Below are 21,745 nucleotides of genomic sequence, written 5' to 3'. Positions count from 1 at the left end.
TAATCTCAATCCTTTTACGTTTTCTACTTACTCCATATATCCGCCCTTCATCGGGGAAACAGCATGTTCAGAATAGATTTTCAAAACACCCTTTGTATACTTCTGCGGCTTCGGCTTCCATGCCTTTTTACGTTCTTCCAAAATCTTGTCTACTTCTTTTTTCGGCAGCTCCTGTCCTTTGATCCCAATAATTTCCAGAATCCGGTTCGGAATATCAATATGAATCAGATCATCATCTTCTACCAGCGCGATCGGACCGCCGTCTGCCGCCTCTGGTGATACATGACCGATTGCGGGTCCTTTAGATGCCCCTGAGAATCTTCCGTCTGTAATCAAAGCAATAGATTTTCCCAGTTCAGGGTCAGAGGAAATTGCTTCTGTTGTGTAGAACATCTCCGGCATACCAGAGCCCTTCGGTCCCTCGTAGCGGATAAACACCGCATCTCCCGGCTGGATTTTATGCGTAAGCACTGCCTCAATGGCATCTTCCTCACAGTCAAACGGTTTTGCTTTCAGCACCGCCTTGAACATTTCCTTTGGAACTGCGGAATGTTTAACAACAGAACCTTCCGGTGCAAGATTGCCTCTCAGGATACCGACTGTCCCGTCATTTCCAATGGGATTCCCAAAGGGACGGATAACATCTGTTCTCTTAATCCCCCACGGTTCCAGATATTTCTCACATTTTTGGTAGAAACCATTCTGCTTCAATTCTTCCAGATTCTCTCCCAACGTCTTACCTGTCACAGTCATCACATCCAGATGAAGCCGGGATTTAATTTCTTCCATAACTGCCGGAACGCCTCCTGCATAATAAAAGAACTGTGCCGGCCACTTACCTGCCGGACGGATATCCAGAAGATAATGTGCGCCTCTGTGCATTTTGTCAAATGTATCCGCATCCAGCTCCAATCCCAGTTCGTGAGCCATTGCCGGAATGTGAAGCAGTGAGTTTGTAGAACCGGAAATTGCAGCGTGTACCATGATCGCATTTTCAAATGCCTTCATTGTTACAATATCGCTGGCTTTGATTCCTTTCTTCGCCAGTTCTGTAACCTGTTTTCCCGCCTGATAAGCTATTTCTTTCAAATCTTCACAGGTTGCCGGCATCAATGCAGACCCCGGAAGCATCAACCCCAGCGCTTCTGCCATAATCTGCATGGTAGATGCAGTACCCATAAAGGAACATGCGCCACAGGACGGGCAGGCATGCTGCTTGTAATAGTTCAGCTTCTCGTCTGTGATTTCTCCTCTTTTACACATTGCAGAGTACATTCCAATCTGTTCAAGTGTAAGCAGATCCGGTCCTGCGTCCATCACGCCTCCGGTGATCACGATGGACGGCATATCCAGCCTTGCCAGTCCCATCAGACATGCCGGAACGGATTTATCACAGCTTGCAATGAAAACACCTCCGTCAAATCCTGTGGAATTTCCATGAATCTCAATCATGTTGGCAATCATATCACGATGTACAAGAGAATAGTTAATCCCGTCATGTCCCTGTGCGATTCCATCACAAATATCTGTTGTAAAATAACGTGCTCCCTTGGCTCCTGCATCGGTAATACCTCTGATTGCTTCATCCACAAACTGATTCAAATGCGCGCTTCCCGGATGGCTGTCACCAAATGTACTCTCCACAAGGATCTGTGGTTTGTCCAAATCTTCCACACTCCAGCCCATACCAATCTTCAGCGGATCATTTTCCGGCGCCAGTCCTCTTACTCTTTGACTGTTCAGTTCCATAGATTATTCCTCCTTTTCTTTCCTTTATTATCCAACTTTCCGATTCGTCATATGAATTTATCCCGGTTAAATTAGAATGTTCTTTTTTCTTTATATACATATGACGTCTTACATGTTTTATATTACCATTCTCTATATATCGATTCAAGTCATCTCACTATCTTTCTACTTTTTGCCAAATAATTTGTACTGGTTTTGTATATTTTACACAAAGAAAGTGTGTTTTTTAGGATTTAGTTTTTTAATATTAAGCTTTTACCTAATTTTATGCAAAAATACATCTGATGTCTTAGCCATTCCCAACCCAAGATCATCTGACGTTTCAAGAAAATAGTAAGAAAACTCCTAACAGCCGCACGGTTTATTGTATCGCATACATTGTAACAAAAAAGACAGTTTTCACTGCCGCTCTCCTTCAATCTCTCAATCTTCAGGCAAAGCAGTTATGCAAACTGTCATTCTTACGGAGTTTGCAGCAAGTGCAAAACTCCTATGCTGAACTGTTACTCTTATTTCTTCTGCTGCGACTCTTTTTGCAGCTTTCGTATCATATTACGATTATAAGTCATATGCATCATCATCGCAGTCTTAGCTCCAATTGGGTCATGCTCTGCAATTGCGTCCGTCACCGCCCGATGAGTATCAATACTCTCTTCCCGCAGCATCTTATGCGTTACATTTACAAACATCAGAACTGCCGTATCAATTACAGGTATCAATTGCTCTACAACCTTATTCTTTGAGCATTCTGCAACACATGTATGAAATGCGATATCATCTCTGATATAATCCTCGCCTTCCCTGATTTTACGTTCCACTGTATCACACAACCCCGTCAGTTTCTCAATATCTTCTTCTGTTGCATTGAGAGCTGCCATCTCTGCCATTCCCGGCTCAAGCAGAAGACGCACTTCCACCAGGTCAAGCGCCAGTGTCATCTTATCTGCCAGTCCCTGAAGTCCCAGCGGATCCAGATCCGCCGGCATGGTATTGACAACGTATGTTCCAGAACCACGGCGCACCTCCAGAACCCCTTTGGAAATCAGCTGTTTCACCGCCTCGCGTATGGTACTCCGTCCAACGCCAAAACGTTCTCCCAGTTCAAATTCGTTGGGCAGTTTATCTCCAACTCCAAACGGCGTATCTATAATATACTGAAAAATTTCTTCTTCAATCTGCTCCGCAAGTAATTTGCTTTTAATATTTGACAAAGACTTCATATATTATTCTCCATCACGCATTCTTACAGACTTTGCAGCAAGTGCAAAGTCCTATGCTAAAATCCAAAATAGCGCACGGCATTATTATAAGATATTCCCTTTATTATTTTCTCTAGCGTATTATAATCTGCCGGATACTCTCCGTTTTCCACCCAGCCGCCGATCAGTTCACAGAGAATTCTTCTGAAATACTCATGTCTGGTATATGACAGAAAACTTCTGGAATCGGTCAGCATTCCGATAAAATTGCCCAACAGCCCCAGATTTGCCAATGAAATCATTTGTTCTGTCATTCCCGTCTTATGGTCATTGAACCACCATGCACTTCCCTGCTGGATCTTGCCCGCCGTTTCTGGTCCCTGAAAGCAGCCGATAATCGTCCCGATTGCTGCATTGTCTATTGGATTTAAAGAATAAATGATAGTCTTCGGCAATTCATCTGTAACAGCTAATGTATTCAAATAATCTGCCATCTCAGAAGATGGTGTAAAATTGTTGATACAATCAACCCCTGTGTCCGGTCCCAGATTTCGGAAAATCATTTGATTGTTGTCACGTTTACATCCATAATGAAGCTGCATCACCCAGTTTTTCTTATGATACTCTTTTCCAAGAGCTGTCATATATGCAGTCTTAAACTGTAATTCTTCCTGACGGCTCACAGTTTCTCCCTGTAATCTCTTTGCAAAGATTGCCTCAATTTCTTTTTCGTCAGCTGGTTTATACATTACATACTCCAGACCATGATCAGAGATACTACAACCATTCTCTGCAAAGAAATCCATGCGGACCTTCAAAGCCTCGATCAAAGTGTGGAAACTGTCTATCTTTACTCCGCTCACTTCGCTCAGCTTTGCAAGATAATCCAGATAATCTGGTTTCTCCAGATTCATCGCCTTGTCCGGTCTCCATGCCGGAAGTACCTGCACATCAAAACTGTCATCCTCTTTCAGCTTTTTGTGCCATTCCAGAGAATCTGCCGGATCATCTGTTGTACAGACCAGTGTGACGCCTGACTTTCTGATCAGATTTCGCGCGCTCATATCGGCTTCTGCCAGCCTGGCATTGCACAAATTCCACACTTCTTCCGCTGTTTCACCGTTTAAATATCCCTCGTATCCGAAATATCTTTTCAGTTCCAGATGGCTCCAGTGATACAACGGATTACCGATTGCCATCTCCAATGTTTCCGCCCATTTCTGGAACTTTTCCCGGTCGGAAGCATCACCTGTAATATACTTCTCTTCTACTCCGTTAGAACGCATCTGGCGCCATTTATAATGGTCGCCTCCTAACCACACCTGCGTAATGTTATCAAACCTTCTGTCTTCATAAATCTCTTGCGGATTCAAATGACAGTGGTAGTCCAGTATCGGCATTACCTCTGCATACTCATGATATAACTTCTGTGCGGTTTCTGTTGACAGAAGAAAATTCTCATCCATAAATTGTTTCATTACCTGACATCCTCCTAACTTTTTATGCGCATTTACGTCCCAATACAGTAACCATTTATAGAAATATAGCTGCCACTCTCGTGACAGCTGTATTTCAGCATAGCAAATAGGGATTATTTATTATCTCTGGACACGTCCGGAAGCATCGCCGCCGGCAAGTTTTGCAACCTCGTCCATAGAGACCATATTGAAGTCACCCTCGATGGAGTGTTTCAGACAAGATGCTGCAACTGCAAATTCAATTGTTGCCTGTGCATCAAATCCGTTCAATGTTGCCGCAATCAGTCCGCCTCCGAAGCTGTCTCCGCCTCCGACACGGTCTACGATATGCATCTTATATTTCTTACTAAAGTAATAGTCTGTTCCATCATACAACATTGCAGACCAGAGATTGTCATTTGCAGAAAGAGACTCGCGCAGTGTAATCGCTACTTTCTCAAATCCGAAACGGTCAGCAAGCTGTTTTGCCACGTCTTTATATCCTTCATGGTTTACTTCACCTGCATACACATCTGTATTGGCAGCCTTGATTCCAAATACATCGGAAGCATCCTCTTCATTTGCGATACATACATCGACATATTTGCAAAGCTCACCCATAACCTGCCCTGCTTTTTCCTTGCTCCACAGTTTGTTTCTGTAGTTCAAATCACAGGAAACCTTAACGCCTGCTTCTTTTGCAGCCTTACATGCCTCAAGGCAGATTGCAGCTACACCATCATTCAGCGCCGGCGTAATTCCTGTAAAATGGAACCACTCTGCACCGTCAAAGATTGCTTTCCAGTCAAAATCTTCCGGCACTGCTGTATAAATAGATGAACCTGCCCTGTCATAGATTACTTTAGACGGTCTCTGAGACGCGCCCTTTTCCAAAAAGTAAATACCAACTCTGTCGCCGCCGCGTGCGATAAAGGATGTGTCTACACCGTATTTTCTAAGGGAATTCACTGCTGCCTGTCCAATCTCATGCTTCGGAAGCTTGGTAACAAACTTTGCATCGAATCCGTAGTTTGCAAGTGAAACCGCCACATTAGCTTCTCCGCCTCCGTATGTTGCGCCAAGTGTCTCAGCCTGTACAAAACGGTAATATCCCTCCGGCGCCAGTCTTAACATAATCTCTCCAAATGTAATTACTTTCTTGCTCATAATCTTCCTCTTTCTTTTTCATACGCTTTTTATATTTTACATATCAGTCTTCAAGATTGCTATGTCAGATGTTCTTATTTATTTCTAATCTCGGCTACAAGCTCTACAGCCTCTTTTACTAGATCTTTAATTTCGTCAAATTTACCTTCTGCCACAAGGCTTCCTTTTACCATCCAGCTTCCGCCGCATGCCACGATCTTGTCACATGACAGATAGCTTTCCAGATTCTTTGCGCTTACCCCGCCTGTCGGCATAAACTTCACACCTACATATGGAGCTGCAAGAGCCTTGATCGTTGCAACACCGCCAAACTGCTCTGCCGGGAAGAACTTCACTACCTTAAGTCCTCTCTTGACAGCCTGTGCAACCTCTGATGGTGTAATACATCCCGGATATACCGGAATTTCTTTACTCAGACAGTAGTCAACGATCTCCGGATCAAATCCCGGACTTACAATGAACTTCGCGCCTGCTGCAACTGCACGGTCAACCTGATCAATTGTCAGAACAGTACCTGCTCCTACGAACATCTCTGGGTATTCTGTTGTCATAATACGGATAGATTCTTCTGCCGCTTCTGTACGGAATGTTACCTCTGCACACGGAAGACCTCCTTCACATAATGCTTTCGCCAATGGAGCCGCATCCTTTGCGTCATTCAAAACAACAACCGGTACTACACCCATTTTCTGAATTGTCTCTGATACATTACACATTTTTCATTCTCCTTATCTGCTTACGCATGATCACACATCAATATGAACCTATTCATATATTTCTTGTATTCTTCACATTTTCTAGTTTCATATTGTGAAATCATATTTCATATAGTGAACTTCTTGATTTTATTATACTCCATATTATAACCTTGTCAACACATTTCAAACCTTTTTCTTGTTTTTATCAATAATATACAAAGTACATGATTCTTCCCATAAATGTATCTACTTTCTTCTGGGGATTTTGCACAAAAACAGAGGTTATTGTTCATTCCGCTCACAGTAACAAGCAATATCCTGAGTCAAACTATAAAGCGCATTCTGACTTTATTTCTGCACAAGATGCACGGCGAAACCGCCCAGCTCTTCTTTCATATAAATAGCAATCATTTTTTCATTTTTGTACTTTGCAGTTTCCAGATCAAACTCTGCGCCAATAGACTCCAGATACTTCACAGCGCCCTCAATATCCGTTGTTCCGATCGCAATATGTCCATTTTTTCCAAGATATGGCGTTTTCATCACTTCTACACCTGTTCCGGCAAATACAGAACTGTTGCCTGCCTTCTTCGGAAATCCGAAAAGAGTCTCAAATCTCTCAGCCACCTTAACTGCCTCTTCCTCATTCTCGCAATTGATTCCAACATGGCGCAGTTCAAAACCAAATTTTGTTTTCATTTCTTCACTCATGTCCATTCTCCTTCTATTTTTATTCGTAGTTTTATAATATGAAATTCCATTTCATATTATGGATTATATTTTTATTATACACTGTTCTGTTTATATGTCAATTGTTTGTAACAGTTCACACGGCACCTTGTAACAGTTCAGCCTTCGGCTTCCTGTTACAGGCATCAAGCCATGCAAAACCACTTCGTGGTGGCTTGATGCATCTCTACCTGTACGTTATTTCACAGACTTTGCAGCCAGTGCAAAGTCCTGGGCTGAACTGTTACGGCACCTTGCACTACGCTGCAAGGTGTCCGACTAATAAAGTGATGACAGTAACATAGTTACAATTGTTTACTGCGCTTATCAAAACATACAATTGCGATTTTTCTTAAAGCATGCTACAATGCTTTTAGTATTTCATATCATGAAACTTGGTTTTATAATTCGATACATCCTAAAAGATGATGCTCTTACAGGCAGGACTTGATGAATGGAGGATTTCCACATGGAAAATGAACAGAATGAAGTACAGAAAAACCCGATACAAGTATCGGAACGCATTTTCAGCACAATTGAATGTCTGGCGCAGAACGGCGCCATGGGTCTTCAAGAATTAAGTACAACGTTAGGACTAAATAAAAGCACAGTTCATAGAATTTTAAACTCTCTGATCTGTATGGATTATGTACGTCAGGACACAGAATCTTCCAAATATAGTCTCAGCTTTAAGATCTGTAGTCTTTCCAATCAGATTTTGGAGAAAAACAGCATGATCGACATTGCCCGTCCCTATATCAAGGCTCTTTCCGCTCATTCCGGTGAGACAGTTCATCTGGTACAGATAGACGGCACCAACGCTACTTATATTGATAAGGTAGAGGCATCCCTGAATTCCGTCCGTATGATCTCCATGGTCGGAAAAAGTATTCCGCTGTATTGCTCCGGCGTGGGCAAAGCAATGCTTGCAGATATGCCGGATGAGAAAATTGAATCTATCTGGAAACGAAGTTCCATTCGCCAACTTACGGAATACACGGTCACCAGATATGTAGATTTTATGATTCTCATTAACGAAGTACGCCAAAATGGTTATGCTATGGACAATGAGGAAAATGAACTGGGAGTCCGATGTATTGCAGTTTCTTTGAAAGGTTACAACGGCAAGTCCACTTATGCCATCAGCATCTCTGCTCCCAAGGACCGCATGAGTGATGAACGGATTTTAGTGTTAAAAGAGATGATCTTAAAAACCAAACAACAGATTGAACGTGAAATTGGCATTTAATTAATATTTATAAGAAGGTTTCACCACTGAATAGATTGACACCTCTTTCATACTGTGCTAAGATAAAGCAGGATTCGTTGAAACCTCTTGAATCTTATATATGAGAGACTGGAGGCGGAGAATACTCTGGAAAAACTCATGTATGAGTACCGAAGGTGTAAGGTCTGTCAGGACTGAATCTCTCAGGTAAAGGAGACAGAGTGACAATTTCCCCGCTTTGGGGGTTGTTTTATCGTCTTTTCTCATGATTTATATGCGTTTTTTCAGAGCAGCTGCTTCAATGGCTGCTCTTTTTGATATTACAGAATGATAAAAATACAAAGTATATAACAAACTGCAGTAATATCAAGATTACATATTGTTTTTAAAGGAGAGAGAAAAATGTCTGAAACTTTATTACCGATTGTTCAAACAATCAACAGTTACCTGTCTGACTACATTCTGTTTATCATGCTGATCGCTGTCGGACTATTTTATTCCATTAAAACCCGTTTTGTACAGATTCGTTGTTTCAAAGAAGGTATGTCCCGTGTCTTCGGATCACTGACATTAAATGGTAAAAAGCACGATGCCGGCATGAGTTCCTTTCAGGCTCTGGCAACCGCAATTGCCGCACAGGTCGGAACCGGAAACATTGTCGGCGCATCCGGAGCAATCCTGACAGGAGGGCCGGGAGCTATTTTCTGGATGTGGATCATTGCTTTCTTCGGAATGGCCACCATCTATGCAGAAGCAACACTTGCACAGGAAACACGCATCGTGCAGAAAGACGGCATCATCAAAGGCGGTCCGGTATATTACATCACCACTGCCTTCAAGGGTTCTTTTGGTAAATTCCTTGCCGGATTCTTTGCAATTGCCATCACACTGGCTCTGGGATTCTTCGGATGTATGGTGCAGTCCAATTCCATCGGCTCTACCTGTGAAACTGCTTTTGGAATCCCCTCATGGGTAATTGGAATTATTCTGGTTATCATCTGTGGCTTTATTTTCCTGGGCGGTATTAAGAGACTTGCTTCCGTAACTGAAAAAATCGTCCCAATCATGGCTGCTGTTTTCCTGCTCGGCGGACTGGTTGTACTGATCGCACGTATTCAATATCTTCCAGCAACCATAGGCATGATATTCACATACGCATTTCAGCCTCAGGCGATCATAGGTGGTTCTTTGGGTGCGGCGATCAAAACAGCTATGACACAGGGCGCAAAACGTGGACTTTTCTCTAATGAGGCAGGTATGGGTTCCACTCCGCACGCCCACGCACTGGCACAAGTAAAAAACCCGCATGAACAAGGCTGTGTTGCCATGGTAGGTGTATTTATTGATACATTTGTCGTTCTGACACTGAACGCACTGGTTGTCATTTCTACTTTATATACAAAGGACGGAATCCTTGCTAACGGATATACCGGCGAAGCCCTGGAAATGGTTGGAAAGGCAAATCTTGCACAGACTGCTTTTGGTACTGTTTTTGGTGAACAGTTCGGCGCACAGTTTGTTGCAATTGCACTGTTCTTCTTTGCATTTTCTACGATTTTGGGATGGAATCTGTTCGGAAAGATCAATGTTGCATACTTATTCGGTGAGAAATCAACCAAGATTTATACAGTGATCGCACTTGTATTTATCTTCCTTGGAACGCTGGCTTCTAATGATTTAGTATGGGAATTATCTGATATGTTTAACAATCTGATGGTTATCCCGAATGCGCTGGCATTGTTTGCATTAGGAGGTATGGTCGTATCTGCAATGAAGCGGGCAAATAAACTGTAAGAAATACACAATCTTTTTTCTAAAGCATTAAAACGGCAGGAGTATTGTACCCACACTCCTGCCGCTTTTTTCTTTCTATTAAAATTATTGTGGCTGCTTACCGATGTAAGCCAGAATTCCGCCGTCTACATACAGAACATGTCCGTTAACAAAATCAGATGCCTCAGAAGCCAGGAATACTGCCGGACCCGCAAGATCAGAAGCCTCTCCCCATCTTGCTGCCGGTGTCTTAGCGATAATAAACTGGTCAAACGGATGTCTGCTTCCGTCTTCCTGTCTCTCACGTAGCGGAGCTGTCTGTGGTGTTGCAATATATCCAGGTCCGATACCGTTACACTGAATATTAAATTCACCGTACTCTGACGCAATGTTCTTTGTCAGCATCTTAAGTCCACCCTTAGCTGCTGCATAAGCAGAAACAGTTTCACGTCCAAGTTCACTCATCATAGAACAGATGTTGATAATCTTTCCGTGACCCTTTTTAATCATGGCCGGAATAACTGCCTTAGATACGATGAACGGAGCGTTCAGATCTACATCGATCACCTGTCTGAATTCTGCTGCACTCATCTCGCACATTGGGATTCTCTTGATAATACCCGCATTGTTTACAAGAATGTCGATCACTCCGACTTCCTTTTCAATCTGTGCAACCATAGTATTTACCTGCTCTTCATTTGTTACGTCACATACATATCCATGAGCATCGATGCCTAATTCTTTGTATGAAGCGATTCCCTTCTCTACTAATTCTTCTTTGATATCATTAAATACAATTGTTGCGCCTGCTTCTGCATATGCAGTTGCAATTGCAAATCCAATTCCGTAAGAAGCACCTGTTACCAGAGCCACTTTACCTTCCAATGAAAATTTCTTTGTAAAATCCATTGCATTTTCTCCTCTCTTATCTTGAAATGGTTATTTATTTGCATTAACGGGTTCCCCCGTAAATACCACAATTCAAATGTGAAGCAAAGCTTCAGCAAGCGCCAGGATAGTCAATGACTGTCCATACGCCATCGGCGCAATAAGAATGTTCTTATAATGCTCTGCATTCATTCCCATTCCTGTACCGCCTGATACATTTAATACAGTACCATTTTTATCAATATTTTTCAGGATACCATCGAGTCCTTTTTTTGCACATGGCAGATATGAATCATCCAGAATTCCCAATCGGATCCCTTTCAAAATACCACAAGTAATAGCTGCTGATCCAGATACTTCCTCATAACTGTCTGTATCGGTCAATACAGTATGCCAGAGGCCGCTCGGCGCCTGTAATTCTTTCAATGCCTTCACCTGCGCCTTATATATATCGATAATAAATGTCTTTACAGCCTGATTCAAAGTCCCCTTAAACATCTCAATATAATCCAGGATCCCCAATGTAAACCAACTGTTTCCGCGGCACCAGAAGATCCCGCCAAAATTATTGTTCGCATTGAACGACCAGCCATGATAAAACAATCCCGTCTGTTTGTCATACAAATATTTGATATGCATCAGCACCTGATGAATCCCTTCATTGATCCATTCTTCGTTCTGATATTTCTGTCCCATCTTATTTAAAAATAAAACAGTCATAAACAATGTGTCGATCCACATTTCACTTTCGTTTAAACGCACACCCTGACGGTCTCCGTTGGCGCTTGTTACATGCTGGAATCCTCCCTCTTTTGTTCTTGGGATACAGTTCATCAGCCATTTCGCCCAATCTACACACAATTCTTCAAACTGAGGATCATGATAATACTCATTCAACTCAGCCAAAGTCAGAAGGGGGGTGGTTGTATTGATATTTCTGGATGGAAGCCCCTGTGCAATGTTCTCTTTAAACCAGTCGTAAAGAAATTTTTTATATTCCTCATTCGCATCATACTGCATCATCTTCAGCAATCCATATAGTCCGACCCCCTGCGGCCAGTCCCACTCACGGATCCCAAAATCTCTTGCAAAAAAACCGATTGCTTCTCCGCCGGATTCCTCTAATTCCTTCACATTGTCCGGTCCGCCTAAGCTAAGCAGTTTATCGATCACTAAATTCAGTTTTTTTCTCAATTCTGTCTCATACACTTTCGTATTGTCCTCCTATCGATATTTTCCGTTACTGCTCACAGCTTGCTGCTGTGCACATTAACGGAATGAATCCATACAAAATATTTCACAAAATATTTCCACTCTATCCCCTATAGCATTTTTCTGTTTTTTATTATATACTCCTAATAAAGAAATAACTGAAAGCAGGTGAACAGTTGGAAAAGGTAACTTATTATGCATCAATTGACGGCATCTCCCTTGAACATATGGTACGGTACGGAAAGTTTGATATGCGTGTCAAACATTTTCACAATGAATATGAAATTTTCTATATCTTGGAAGGGGAACGCCTGTTTTTCTTTAATAACCGTAATTTCATCGCCCAAAAGGGGGATTTGATCCTTGTGGATACCAACCTGATCCACATGACCAAATCTGTGTCTGAAAACGATACCGGACACAATCGGATCATTTTGTATGTGACTGGTCAAAAAATGCAGGATATAGATGCAAAATATCCGACTTTACAACTGGTCCGCTTTTTTCACGAACACTACGGTATCTACCATCTGACACCTGACCAGCAGGAACAGTTTATGAATTTATATTATCTGTTCAAGCAGGAACACAAAGAGAAAAAGAGAAATTACAAACAGGCAATCGAGCTTGCCGTCACCTCTTATTTTCTCCATCTCGGCCGGGAGCTTGATTTTCAATCCCAACAGATCGCCTTCCTGAACAATGACGGTAAATACAGCCATGTTTATGAAATTGCCGATTATCTTTCCCAAAACAACTCTCAGAATGTTACGCTGGATACCTTGTCTTCTCAATTTTTTCTGAGCAAATATTATATCTGCCGGGTGTTTAAAGAAGTCACAGGATATACCGTCAGTGAGTATATCAACATCCACCGCATTCAGCGGGCAAAGCGTTATCTGGAAGAAACCGACTATTCTGTCAGCGCTATTGCAGAGCTGGTGGGATACGGAAGTCTTACACATTTTGAAAAAACATTTAAAACATATATGACTATTTCTCCGTTAAAATACCGTAAAACACTTAATATCGTCACACACACCAATATTCCCACCAATCCTTGATACCGCCTTATCCTATAACAGTTCAGCAATATTGCTGAACTGTTATTTGTGATACAGAGAACTCCGCTCCCTGTATCATATCTTACATCAATCCCAGTGCAGTTGGAAGCCATGTACTGAATGCTGGAACAAATGTAACAAACAGAAGTCCGATCACAATTGCCGCAAAGTATGGAATTAACCGCTTAACTACATCTTCTACTCTCAGTTTCGCAACACTACATCCGACAAACAGAACACTTCCTACCGGCGGAGTTACAGTACCTATGGAAAGGTTCATAACCATCATAACACCAAACTGAATCGGATCCATTCCAATATTTCTGATAACAGGAAGGAAAATCGGCGTAAAAATCAGCAGTGCAGGAGCCATGTCCATAAAAGTTCCGACAATCAGCAGGATCACATTGATCAACAGAAGAATAACAACCTTATTACTGGAGATTCCGAGCATCAGATTACTGATTGCCTGCGGCAGTCCTGTAAAGGACAATACAAAGGACAATACGGAAGATGCTCCGATGATCAGCATTACAATCGTAGTCATCACACCTGCTTCTACTAATATCTGCTTCATCTCAGATAATTTAATACTCTTGTAAACAAACAACGACAAAATAAATGCATAAATAACTGCCACGCCTGACGCCTCTGTCGGTGTAAATTTACCGGACAGGATTCCGCCGATAATGATCACGATCAATAGAAGGCTCGGGATCGCATCCCAGATAGTTTTCATTACAATTTTAAATGTCATTTTGTCACTTTTAACAACATATCCTTGTTTTCTGGCATAAATAAATGCCACGATCATACAAAGCCCTGCCCAAAGCAACCCCGGAATCCAGCCTGCCATAAACAACGTTGCTACTGAAGCGCCGCCGCTTGCCGCAGAATATACGATAAACGCATTCGTTGGTGGAATCAACTGACCCACCGGCGCTGTCGCAATATTTGTTGCCGCAGAGAAGCCTTCGTCATAACCCATTTCTTTTTCAAGAGGATTCATAACTCCCCCAATTGCGGTTGCCGCAGCAATACCAGAACCGGACACAGAGAACCAAACATTGCATTTCCCGCAATATTAGTCAGTGCGAGAGAACCCGGTACTTTCCCCAAGAACAGCATTGCCAGATTAATCAGACGTTTCGCTATACCGCCGCTGCTCATCAACTGTCCGGCAAGAATGAAGAACGGAACAGCAAGCAGTGTAAAACTATCAATACCGCTTACAAGCTTTTGTGCAGAGATAAACATTCCAAACTGCGGAGTCAGGAACATAATAATCGTAATCATTGCAGATGCAATGATACTAAATGATACAGGAACGCTCATTGCAAGCAGGAAAAAGAATAAAATAACGAGAACAATAGCCGCTTGTAATTCCATTTATTTCTCCTCCTTTTTCAGTTCTTTGTATTCTTTGATAAATCCGACCAGCCGCGGAATGCAATATACTACCATCAAAATACCGCAGATCGGAACTCCTATATAATAAAACTGCATCGGAATATGAAGTGCCGGCGAGGTCTGGCCCGCTGCATTCACAGACACCATGATACCGCCCGCGATCATAACGAATGTGCTCAGGAACAACACAAGAATTTCAATAAAAATCTTATCCTTTACAGTTCCTCTTTTTGTAAATGTGTTGGTTATAAAACCAATGGAAATATGCTGTTCTTTTCCATACGCATACGGAACTCCGAGCATTGTCAGCCAGATCAGCGCATAACGAAGAAATTCTTCTGTCCACTGACTTGGATTATTTAACACAAATCTGGTAAAAATCTGCCAGAAACACCCTGCCACCATGACAGCCATAAGCAGGGCAAGTATATATTCCAAAATCTGATTCAATCGTTTCATATCATTCCCCCCTATTTTGCGTACTTCTGAATATCTTCGTAAAGAGCCTTGTAATCCTCTCCCTTTGCACAGAAGTCGTCATGAATCGGAGATACCGCTTCGATAAATACCGACTTATCAATATCTCTATATACAGTAACGCCTTTGGATTCCGCCTCTTTAATTGCATCCTCCATCATGCCATTATACAGACTCTTAAAGTTCTCATTTGTCTTTTCCAGACATTCTGTCAGATATACCTTCTGCTCGTCTGTAAGGCTGTTCCACTTCTTTGTACTGATAATGTAGATATCCGGTGAATACTGATGCTCTGTATATGTATAAGACTTCACCAGATCCTGATGTCCGTCAACAGTTAATGCAAGCTCTGTATTCTCTGCACCGTCTACAATTCCCTGCTGAAGAGATGTATACGTTTCACTTGCTGCCATCGGTACCGGAGAACCTCCCATACGGGAAATCATATCCATAGAAGTAGAACTCGGCATGGAACGAATCTTCTTTCCTTTCAGTACAGATGGATCTGAACACTCTACATCTTCCTTCAGATAGAAGTTTCTGGAACCATTGGCATAATATCCGACTGCTATATAGCCGTCATCGGCGGTCGATTGGAATAATTTCTGAACTTCCTCACTTTGTTCCATTGCTTCATAATAATGTTCCTGACCTACAAACAGATATGGAACTGCAAAAATAGCATATTTATCCTCAAACTGTCCGAGTGTGTTTGAGCTTACTTTTGCCATATCCAGAATCCCTGCCTGAATCATCTCAATCTCTTCTTTTTCACTTCCAAGTACTCCGCTGGCATAAATATCAACCTGTAGGTTCTTGGATTCATCTTCTGCTGCAAATTCGGAAAACTTTGCAATAGAATCTGCAATCTCCGATCCTGCCGACTGGTTGTGTGCCAGTCTGATCTCCACCTTGTCTGTACTGTTCGCATTTACTACGGAAACAAATGTAACTACAACAGTCGCCAGTCCTACAACAGAAGCCGCAACACCGATTTTCTTTTTTAAACTGCTCATTTCTCTCCTTCTTTCGACTTTATTTACATCTGCGCTGATGTTCTTTACATTGATTATCATAGCATATGAAACATGTAATTTTTTTTGCAATATTGCTATAATTCCTGTTTTTTCAAACTATATTGCACTCTTTTGATATAAAAAAGACAAAAATATCTCCTGTATACGAATATTTCTACCCATATACAGGAGATATTTTGTTACAGTTCACGGCCTAACCGGCCGCGAACTGTAACGATATTTTCTTCTGATTATAAATTCCGCAAAAAAGTAATGTCCGCCTGTGCAGTTTCCGGATTCATCTCCTCGCGCAGAAGATACATATCCGGTCTGTTTACATGAAGCCATTCAGAAATCGCACGATAATCAATTGCACCCTTTCCAAGAGGTGTCGGACAATACTTCCGATCTTGATCAAAATAAAAATCTTTGATATGCATTGCTTCGATATATTTACCGGCTGCCGAAAGCCACTCCGTCCAATATTCCCTCTGATCTGTTGTATCTGGATATTCTAACAGATTAGAAGCATCAAAAATCATCCGAAGATGTGCTTCATCCTTCACCTGTCCCATCACATCCAGCACCGCCTCCACACTCTCGAGCGGGTGCCAGAATACCGGTTCGACCGCCAGCTTTACATCTAAGCGGACAGCTTCGTCTACCACACGCTTAATGCTGTCCACCATATATGGATACCACTGTTTCTTTTCTTCCTTCGTCAGGTGTGGGTATGCAGTTTCTGTTCCCAGAACCTTTGCCCCCACCTCTTTGCTGTATGCCAGACACCTTTTCATGGTATCAACTGCATACCTTCTCACATCCTCATCCGGATTGCCAAGATCCATATAGCAGCCAAACACCGGAATTTCAATGCTATGTTTTTCAAATGCTGCCCGGATCCTCTCCAGATGCCCCGGCGTGATATCCGCATAGCTTTCAATTCCCGTAAATGCTTTTGGAAGCGCCAGTTGTGCAGCTTCGTATCCGACATCATGCAGCGTCTCAGCTAACTGCTCAATTTCCATCTTCCCGTAATCATGGGCACGCACACCTATTTTCATATTATTCTCCTACTATGCCAGAATCTCTTTTACAACTGCCGCAATTTCTTCGTCCTGACAGTTTGCAAAGAAATACTCTTGGAAATGCTCTCCACTCAGCGCGCCCTTTACAAGTTCACGATCCAGCCCCTTCAGGATATCTGTCAGCTTGCGGTATGTCACTGTCTTCACATCATCCAGAATACGCTTGTTTCTCTGCTCCGGAACTGCACGTTCTCTCGGATATCCCTGTCCGCTCTCTTCCACATACAATTTTTCAAAGATATACTCCAGATTTAAGTCTCCGCCCCATCCGAAGCCTTTTGCAAACGGAATCGCAATTGCATTTCCATCGTTGATCTGTGCAAATGTATACGCATCCAGAGCATCTTCAACATGTCCGCAGATAACTCCCGGGAAAGAGTTACACGCCAGCATTGCTCCCTCTCCTGTGCCACAGCCTGTGATCACATAATCTACTGCCTTGGAATTCAAAAGAACTGCTGCAAGAATACCAACCTGTACATATGTAAGCTGACACTCATCCTCCGCAGTATACATACCATAATTAAACACCTCGTGTCCCATTGGCTCTACTACCTTTTTCAGGGAATTACAGATTATTGCGTTCTTTGCTCCCTGGCTGTTTTCATTGATTAATGCGATTTTCATAATATCTCCTCCATACTCTACCAATCTATCGTTGTCTTACGCTTTCTAATTACATCAGATCCTGCATTGCGATCCCGTCCATATCGTCAAAATCCTGATTCTCTCCAACCATTCCCCAGATAAAGGTATAATTTCTGGATCCGCTTCCTGAGTGTATAGACCAGCTCGGTGAAATAACTGCCTGTTCATTTCTCATTACGATATGTCTTGTCTCTGTCGGCTCACCCATATAATGCATTACAAATGCATCTTCCGGCAGCTCAAAGTACATATATACTTCCATTCTTCTGTCATGGGTGTGACTCGGCATTGTATTCCATACACTTCCCGGTTCAAGACTTGTCATACCCATCTCCAACTGGCAGCTCTCTACCTGTCCCGGCAAAATGTATTTGCAGATTGTACGGTGGTTAGAATCCTCCAGACATCCAAGCTCAACCTTGTTCTCATCCTTGATGATAACAACACCGTCCTTTGGTGTTCCATCTCTTTTGATCAGAACGGTCGGATATGTCATATGTGCCGGCGCACTGTTCAGATAAAACTTCGCCGGAGCCGCTGCGTCTGCACTTGCAAAGGAAATATCCTTAGAGCCCATTCCAATATACATTCCCTGTTTATGCTCCACAGTATATTCCTTGCCGTCCACTGTGATCACTCCTGTTCCCCCGATATTGATCACGCCAAGCTCTCTTCTCTCAAGGAAATACTCTGCACGAAGTTCGTCACCCGCTGTCAGTACCAGCGTCTCCTTCACCGGCATAGCGCCTCCGGTGATAATTCTATCAATATGACTGTATACCAGCTTAATATCATCCTCAAAAAAAAGCTTCGGAATCAAAAATTCCTCTCTCAGCCTTTCTGTTGTATAGTGTTTCACATCTCTTGGTGATGCTGCCGTTCTCAGTTCCATCATTTCTTCCGCCTTTCTTTTTACATTCTCCGTTCCATACGGACAATATTTATAAACAAAGTACATACTGTCTTCATTCAAACCTATTATACCAAATTATTAATTTATTTCAATTGAAATTATCAGCGTACAAACCCCATTTTTTTTGATTAATTGTAAAAATTCAATATTTCTGTTCCGATAAAATGCACAGACGGCAGAAGTAGAAACATTTCTGCTGCTCCTTCTGCCGCCTGATATTGCAAAAATAATCTTGTCACTTATTTACCTTTATACATACTTCTTCAATGTCTCACGTACTGCACCGACCCCTGCCGTCAGTTCTTTGAAGTACTCACAGACTTTCTCTGCCATACCGATTTCGTACAGATTGACACCAAAAATCTTTGTATTTTCAAGAACCGGTTTCAATACTGTCTCAATCTCGGCAACATCTCCCACTTCACCCAGCTTGAAGCCTGCAACATACGGACAGACTGTATCCAGCAGCGGATCCGGACTCAGTTCAAATGCGCTGCCCGCATCATCTACTGCCATCAGATAACGCAGCCATCCTGCAAACACAAGCGGGATCAGCTTTAAAGAAGCCACATCCAGTTCATCAGACTCCGCATAAGCCTTAATCGTCTCGCCAAAACGAATTGCCAGCTTCTGAGAAGTGTCCGTTGCGATTCTCTGCGGGGTATCCGGCATAAACGGATTCGGTACACGCACATTCAGCACTGTATCGATAAACTCCTTCGGATCCAGAATGCCTGGATTCACAACTACCGGAAGACCTTCTACATAGCCCACTGTCTCAACCAGTTTTTTCAGCTCTGTATCCTTCATTTCATCAGAAATCTTCTGATATCCGAGAATGCATCCATAGATTGCCAGACAGGTATGAAGCGGATTCAGACAAGTACATACTTTCATCTTCTCTACCTTGTCTACTGTCTCTCTGTCTGTGAACATCAGCCCTCCCTTTGTCAGATCCGGGCGTCCGTTCGGAAAATCATCCTCAATGACCAGGTACTCGGTCTCCTCTGCATTGACAAATGGAGCCACATAAGTATTTTTAGAAGTAATCACAGGCTCCAGCTCTTCCACACCATCTTCCAGAAGGATCGCTTCTACGGAAGCGTCCGGTCTTGGCGTAATCTTATCGATCATGCTCCATGTAAAAGATACTTTATCAGAATCAATATATTCCACAAATCCTTGCTCTGCCTTGTCATTCTCTGCCCAAGCTTTTGCAAACGCTGCCACTGCCGCATACAACTTATCTCCATTGTGAGAACAGTTATCTGTACTTACCATAGCGATCGGGAACTCTCCAGCTTTATATCTTGCATACAATAAAGATGTCACTTTTCCCATGTAGCTTGCCGGTTTCTCCGGGCCTGCCGCAAAATCTGCCGTTACATCCGGAAGCTGTTCTCCGCGTCCGTTCACCAGACTGTATCCCTTCTCTGTAATGGTAAATGTTGCTATCTGCAAAGACTCTTTTGCAAAAATTTCTTTCAGTCTTCCGTAAGCTGCTTCATTTTCCGAATCCAGCGGGAGTGATTCTGCAACGCTTCCTACTACCGTTTTCTCGATCGTGCCGTCAGCTTTTAACGTTGCGGCAATTCCCAGATTATCGTGAGGCGCGTACATTTTTTCTACGATTTCGTAATCAAAGCCTTCTGCAACGATCAGACCTCTGTCCAGATCGCCGTTGTTCAGCATATTCTGCACCACATTGGCATGAAATGCACGGAACAAGTTGCCCGCCCCAAAGTGAATCCAAAACGGATTTTCCTTTGTTGCCGCAATCATCTTGTCCATATCAAACCGGGGCAGCTTGTAGCCTTTTGCTTCCCACTGTGCTTTGTCCGCAATTCCCTGTAAATTCAATTTCATGTTATTGACATTCCTTTCTAATCTTTCTGGTTTGCTTAGATTCCACGTGTTGTTGCTTTGTCGATTGCTTCCCAGAGTCCGTTTAGATACGTTGCTCCCAGCGCTCTGTCATACAGACCATATCCCGGCATTGCTACTTCATCCCAGATCATTCGTCCGTGGTCCGGGCGGATCGGTCCGTCAAATCCGATATCATACAGTGCCTTCATAATCTCATACATATCGAATGTTCCATCGCTTGACAGATGTGCGGCTTCCTCGAAATTGGTCGGTGTGATGAATTTCAGGTTACGCACATGTGCAAAATGTATTCTGCCCTTCAGGGAACGGATCATATCCGGCAGATCATTTGCAAGGTTGGTTCCATAAGAACCAGAGCAGAAGGTCACGCCATTATGCGGGTTGTCCACCATTTCCATCATACGGTGAATGTTTTCTTTGTTGATGATGATTCTCGGAAGTCCGAAAACGCTCCATGCCGGATCGTCCGGATGGATTGCCATATTGATGTCATATTTATCGCAAACCGGCATAATTTTCTCAAGGAAATATTTCAGATTTTCAAATAATTTATCATCATCGATGTCCTTATACATCTCAAAAAGTTCTTTTACCTTTGCCATACGCTCCGGCTCCCAGCCCGGCATGATCGTACCGTTCATGTCTCCTGCGATAGACTCAAACATTCTCTCTGGATCAATTGCATCTACGGCTTCCTGTGTATAAGCAAGAACGGTAGAACCATCTGGTCTTACCCGCGCAAGCTCTGTACGAGTCCAGTCAAATACCGGCATGAAGTTGTAGCATACAAGATGAATATCTTCTTTTCCGAGATTTTCAAGTGTCTCAATGTAATTTTCAATATACTGCTCTCTCTCCGGCGCTCCTGTTTTTATTGCGTCGTGAATATTCACACTCTCGATACCGGAAAGGTTCAATCCTGCCGCCTCTACCTCTTCTTTCATAGCACGGATACGCTCACGGCTCCATACCTCCCCCGGCTCTGTATCATACAGTGTTGTGATAACGCCTGTCACTCCCGGAATCTGGCGGATTTGTTTCAGTGTTACCGTATCAAACTTAGCTCCATACCATCTCAATGTCATTTCCATAATGATTTGTCCTCTCTTTCTCAAGACTTAATTGATTTGTTATGCTCATTA

Annotated in this window: 18 protein-coding genes, 1 pseudogene and 1 riboswitch; of the genes and pseudogenes, 3 read left to right on the top strand and 16 right to left on the bottom strand. The window is 42.7% G+C overall.

Annotation, left to right across the window (positions count from 1 at the left end; genetic code table 11):
• Nucleotides 1-27: 27 nt before the first annotated feature.
• The 6 genes from ilvD to NFS18_RS12250 all read right to left on the bottom strand — a co-directional run bounded on the left by ilvD (nucleotide 28) and on the right by NFS18_RS12250 (nucleotide 6,981).
• On the bottom strand, nucleotides 28-1,749 hold the full coding sequence (gene ilvD, locus NFS18_RS12275; RefSeq protein ID WP_251390514.1) for a dihydroxy-acid dehydratase: 1,722 nt from the start codon (nucleotides 1,747-1,749) through the stop codon (nucleotides 28-30).
• A 509-nt stretch (nucleotides 1,750-2,258) separates the two neighbouring features.
• Nucleotides 2,259-2,969, bottom strand: coding sequence for a FadR/GntR family transcriptional regulator (locus NFS18_RS12270; protein WP_251390512.1), 711 nt, complete (start codon nucleotides 2,967-2,969; stop codon nucleotides 2,259-2,261).
• A gap of 56 nt (nucleotides 2,970-3,025) precedes the next feature.
• Nucleotides 3,026-4,426, bottom strand: coding sequence for a glucuronate isomerase (gene uxaC, locus NFS18_RS12265; protein ID WP_251390510.1), 1,401 nt, complete (start codon nucleotides 4,424-4,426; stop codon nucleotides 3,026-3,028).
• A 120-nt stretch (nucleotides 4,427-4,546) separates the two neighbouring features.
• A complete protein-coding gene (locus NFS18_RS12260) occupies nucleotides 4,547-5,572 on the bottom strand; it encodes a sugar kinase (protein ID WP_251390508.1) in 1,026 nt (341 codons plus the stop codon).
• Between the two features lie 74 nt (nucleotides 5,573-5,646).
• The gene (locus NFS18_RS12255; protein ID WP_251390506.1) at nucleotides 5,647-6,288 is read right to left on the bottom strand and encodes a bifunctional 4-hydroxy-2-oxoglutarate aldolase/2-dehydro-3-deoxy-phosphogluconate aldolase; all 642 of its coding nucleotides are present in this window, start codon (nucleotides 6,286-6,288) and stop codon (nucleotides 5,647-5,649) included.
• Nucleotides 6,289-6,618: 330 nt separating this feature from the next.
• The gene (locus NFS18_RS12250) at nucleotides 6,619-6,981 is read right to left on the bottom strand and encodes a VOC family protein (protein ID WP_251390503.1); all 363 of its coding nucleotides are present in this window, start codon (nucleotides 6,979-6,981) and stop codon (nucleotides 6,619-6,621) included.
• Nucleotides 6,982-7,468: 487 nt separating this feature from the next.
• Between NFS18_RS12250 and NFS18_RS12245 the strand changes: the two genes are divergently transcribed.
• Both NFS18_RS12245 and NFS18_RS12240 read left to right on the top strand, forming a co-directional pair.
• Nucleotides 7,469-8,248 (top strand): IclR family transcriptional regulator, encoded by a 780-nt coding sequence (locus NFS18_RS12245; RefSeq protein ID WP_251390501.1) that lies wholly within the window; start codon nucleotides 7,469-7,471, stop codon nucleotides 8,246-8,248.
• Nucleotides 8,249-8,364: 116 nt separating this feature from the next.
• Nucleotides 8,365-8,457, top strand: a riboswitch (glycine riboswitch).
• A gap of 172 nt (nucleotides 8,458-8,629) precedes the next feature.
• The gene (locus NFS18_RS12240) at nucleotides 8,630-10,021 is read left to right on the top strand and encodes an alanine/glycine:cation symporter family protein (RefSeq protein WP_251390499.1); all 1,392 of its coding nucleotides are present in this window, start codon (nucleotides 8,630-8,632) and stop codon (nucleotides 10,019-10,021) included.
• Between the two features lie 84 nt (nucleotides 10,022-10,105).
• Here the strand turns inward: NFS18_RS12240 and NFS18_RS12235 are convergent, their stop codons facing one another.
• Both NFS18_RS12235 and NFS18_RS12230 read right to left on the bottom strand, forming a co-directional pair.
• Nucleotides 10,106-10,909 carry a gluconate 5-dehydrogenase gene (locus NFS18_RS12235; RefSeq protein ID WP_251390497.1) on the bottom strand — a complete coding sequence of 268 codons (804 nt, stop codon included), beginning with the start codon at nucleotides 10,907-10,909 and terminating at the stop codon, nucleotides 10,106-10,108.
• A 72-nt stretch (nucleotides 10,910-10,981) separates the two neighbouring features.
• Nucleotides 10,982-12,097, bottom strand: coding sequence for a glycoside hydrolase family 88/105 protein (locus NFS18_RS12230; protein ID WP_251390495.1), 1,116 nt, complete (start codon nucleotides 12,095-12,097; stop codon nucleotides 10,982-10,984).
• Between the two features lie 179 nt (nucleotides 12,098-12,276).
• On the opposite strand from NFS18_RS12230, the gene NFS18_RS12225 reads away from it, so the two are divergent.
• Entirely contained in the window at nucleotides 12,277-13,164 is an 888-nt protein-coding gene (locus NFS18_RS12225) for a helix-turn-helix transcriptional regulator (protein ID WP_251390493.1), read from the top strand.
• 82 nt (nucleotides 13,165-13,246) lie between these two features.
• Here the strand turns inward: NFS18_RS12225 and NFS18_RS12220 are convergent.
• From NFS18_RS12220 to uxuA, 8 genes and pseudogenes are all read right to left on the bottom strand, one after another.
• Nucleotides 13,247-14,553, bottom strand: a pseudogene (locus tag NFS18_RS12220) (TRAP transporter large permease).
• Nucleotides 14,554-15,033, bottom strand: a complete 480-nt coding sequence (locus NFS18_RS12215; protein WP_251390492.1) for a TRAP transporter small permease — start codon at nucleotides 15,031-15,033, stop codon at nucleotides 14,554-14,556.
• Between the two features lie 11 nt (nucleotides 15,034-15,044).
• A complete protein-coding gene (dctP, locus tag NFS18_RS12210) occupies nucleotides 15,045-16,067 on the bottom strand; it encodes a TRAP transporter substrate-binding protein DctP (protein ID WP_251390490.1) in 1,023 nt (340 codons plus the stop codon).
• Between the two features lie 251 nt (nucleotides 16,068-16,318).
• The gene (locus NFS18_RS12205; RefSeq protein ID WP_251390489.1) at nucleotides 16,319-17,131 is read right to left on the bottom strand and encodes a sugar phosphate isomerase/epimerase family protein; all 813 of its coding nucleotides are present in this window, start codon (nucleotides 17,129-17,131) and stop codon (nucleotides 16,319-16,321) included.
• A gap of 12 nt (nucleotides 17,132-17,143) precedes the next feature.
• Complete coding sequence (locus NFS18_RS12200) at nucleotides 17,144-17,782, bottom strand: RpiB/LacA/LacB family sugar-phosphate isomerase (RefSeq protein WP_251390487.1); 639 nt, start codon at nucleotides 17,780-17,782, stop codon at nucleotides 17,144-17,146.
• A 49-nt stretch (nucleotides 17,783-17,831) separates the two neighbouring features.
• Nucleotides 17,832-18,695, bottom strand: a complete 864-nt coding sequence (gene kduI / locus NFS18_RS12195) for a 5-dehydro-4-deoxy-D-glucuronate isomerase (RefSeq protein ID WP_251390528.1) — start codon at nucleotides 18,693-18,695, stop codon at nucleotides 17,832-17,834.
• Nucleotides 18,696-18,965: 270 nt separating this feature from the next.
• A complete protein-coding gene (locus NFS18_RS12190) occupies nucleotides 18,966-20,582 on the bottom strand; it encodes a mannitol dehydrogenase family protein (protein ID WP_251390485.1) in 1,617 nt (538 codons plus the stop codon).
• Between the two features lie 35 nt (nucleotides 20,583-20,617).
• The gene (uxuA, locus tag NFS18_RS12185; protein ID WP_251390484.1) at nucleotides 20,618-21,694 is read right to left on the bottom strand and encodes a mannonate dehydratase; all 1,077 of its coding nucleotides are present in this window, start codon (nucleotides 21,692-21,694) and stop codon (nucleotides 20,618-20,620) included.
• Nucleotides 21,695-21,745 lie beyond the last annotated feature (51 nt).

Origin of the sequence: Mediterraneibacter agrestimuris, assembly GCF_943193195.1 — a bacterium.
Classification (GTDB): Bacteria; Bacillota; Clostridia; order Lachnospirales; family Lachnospiraceae; genus Schaedlerella; species Schaedlerella agrestimuris.
This window is presented reverse-complemented; position numbering and strand designations above follow the sequence as displayed.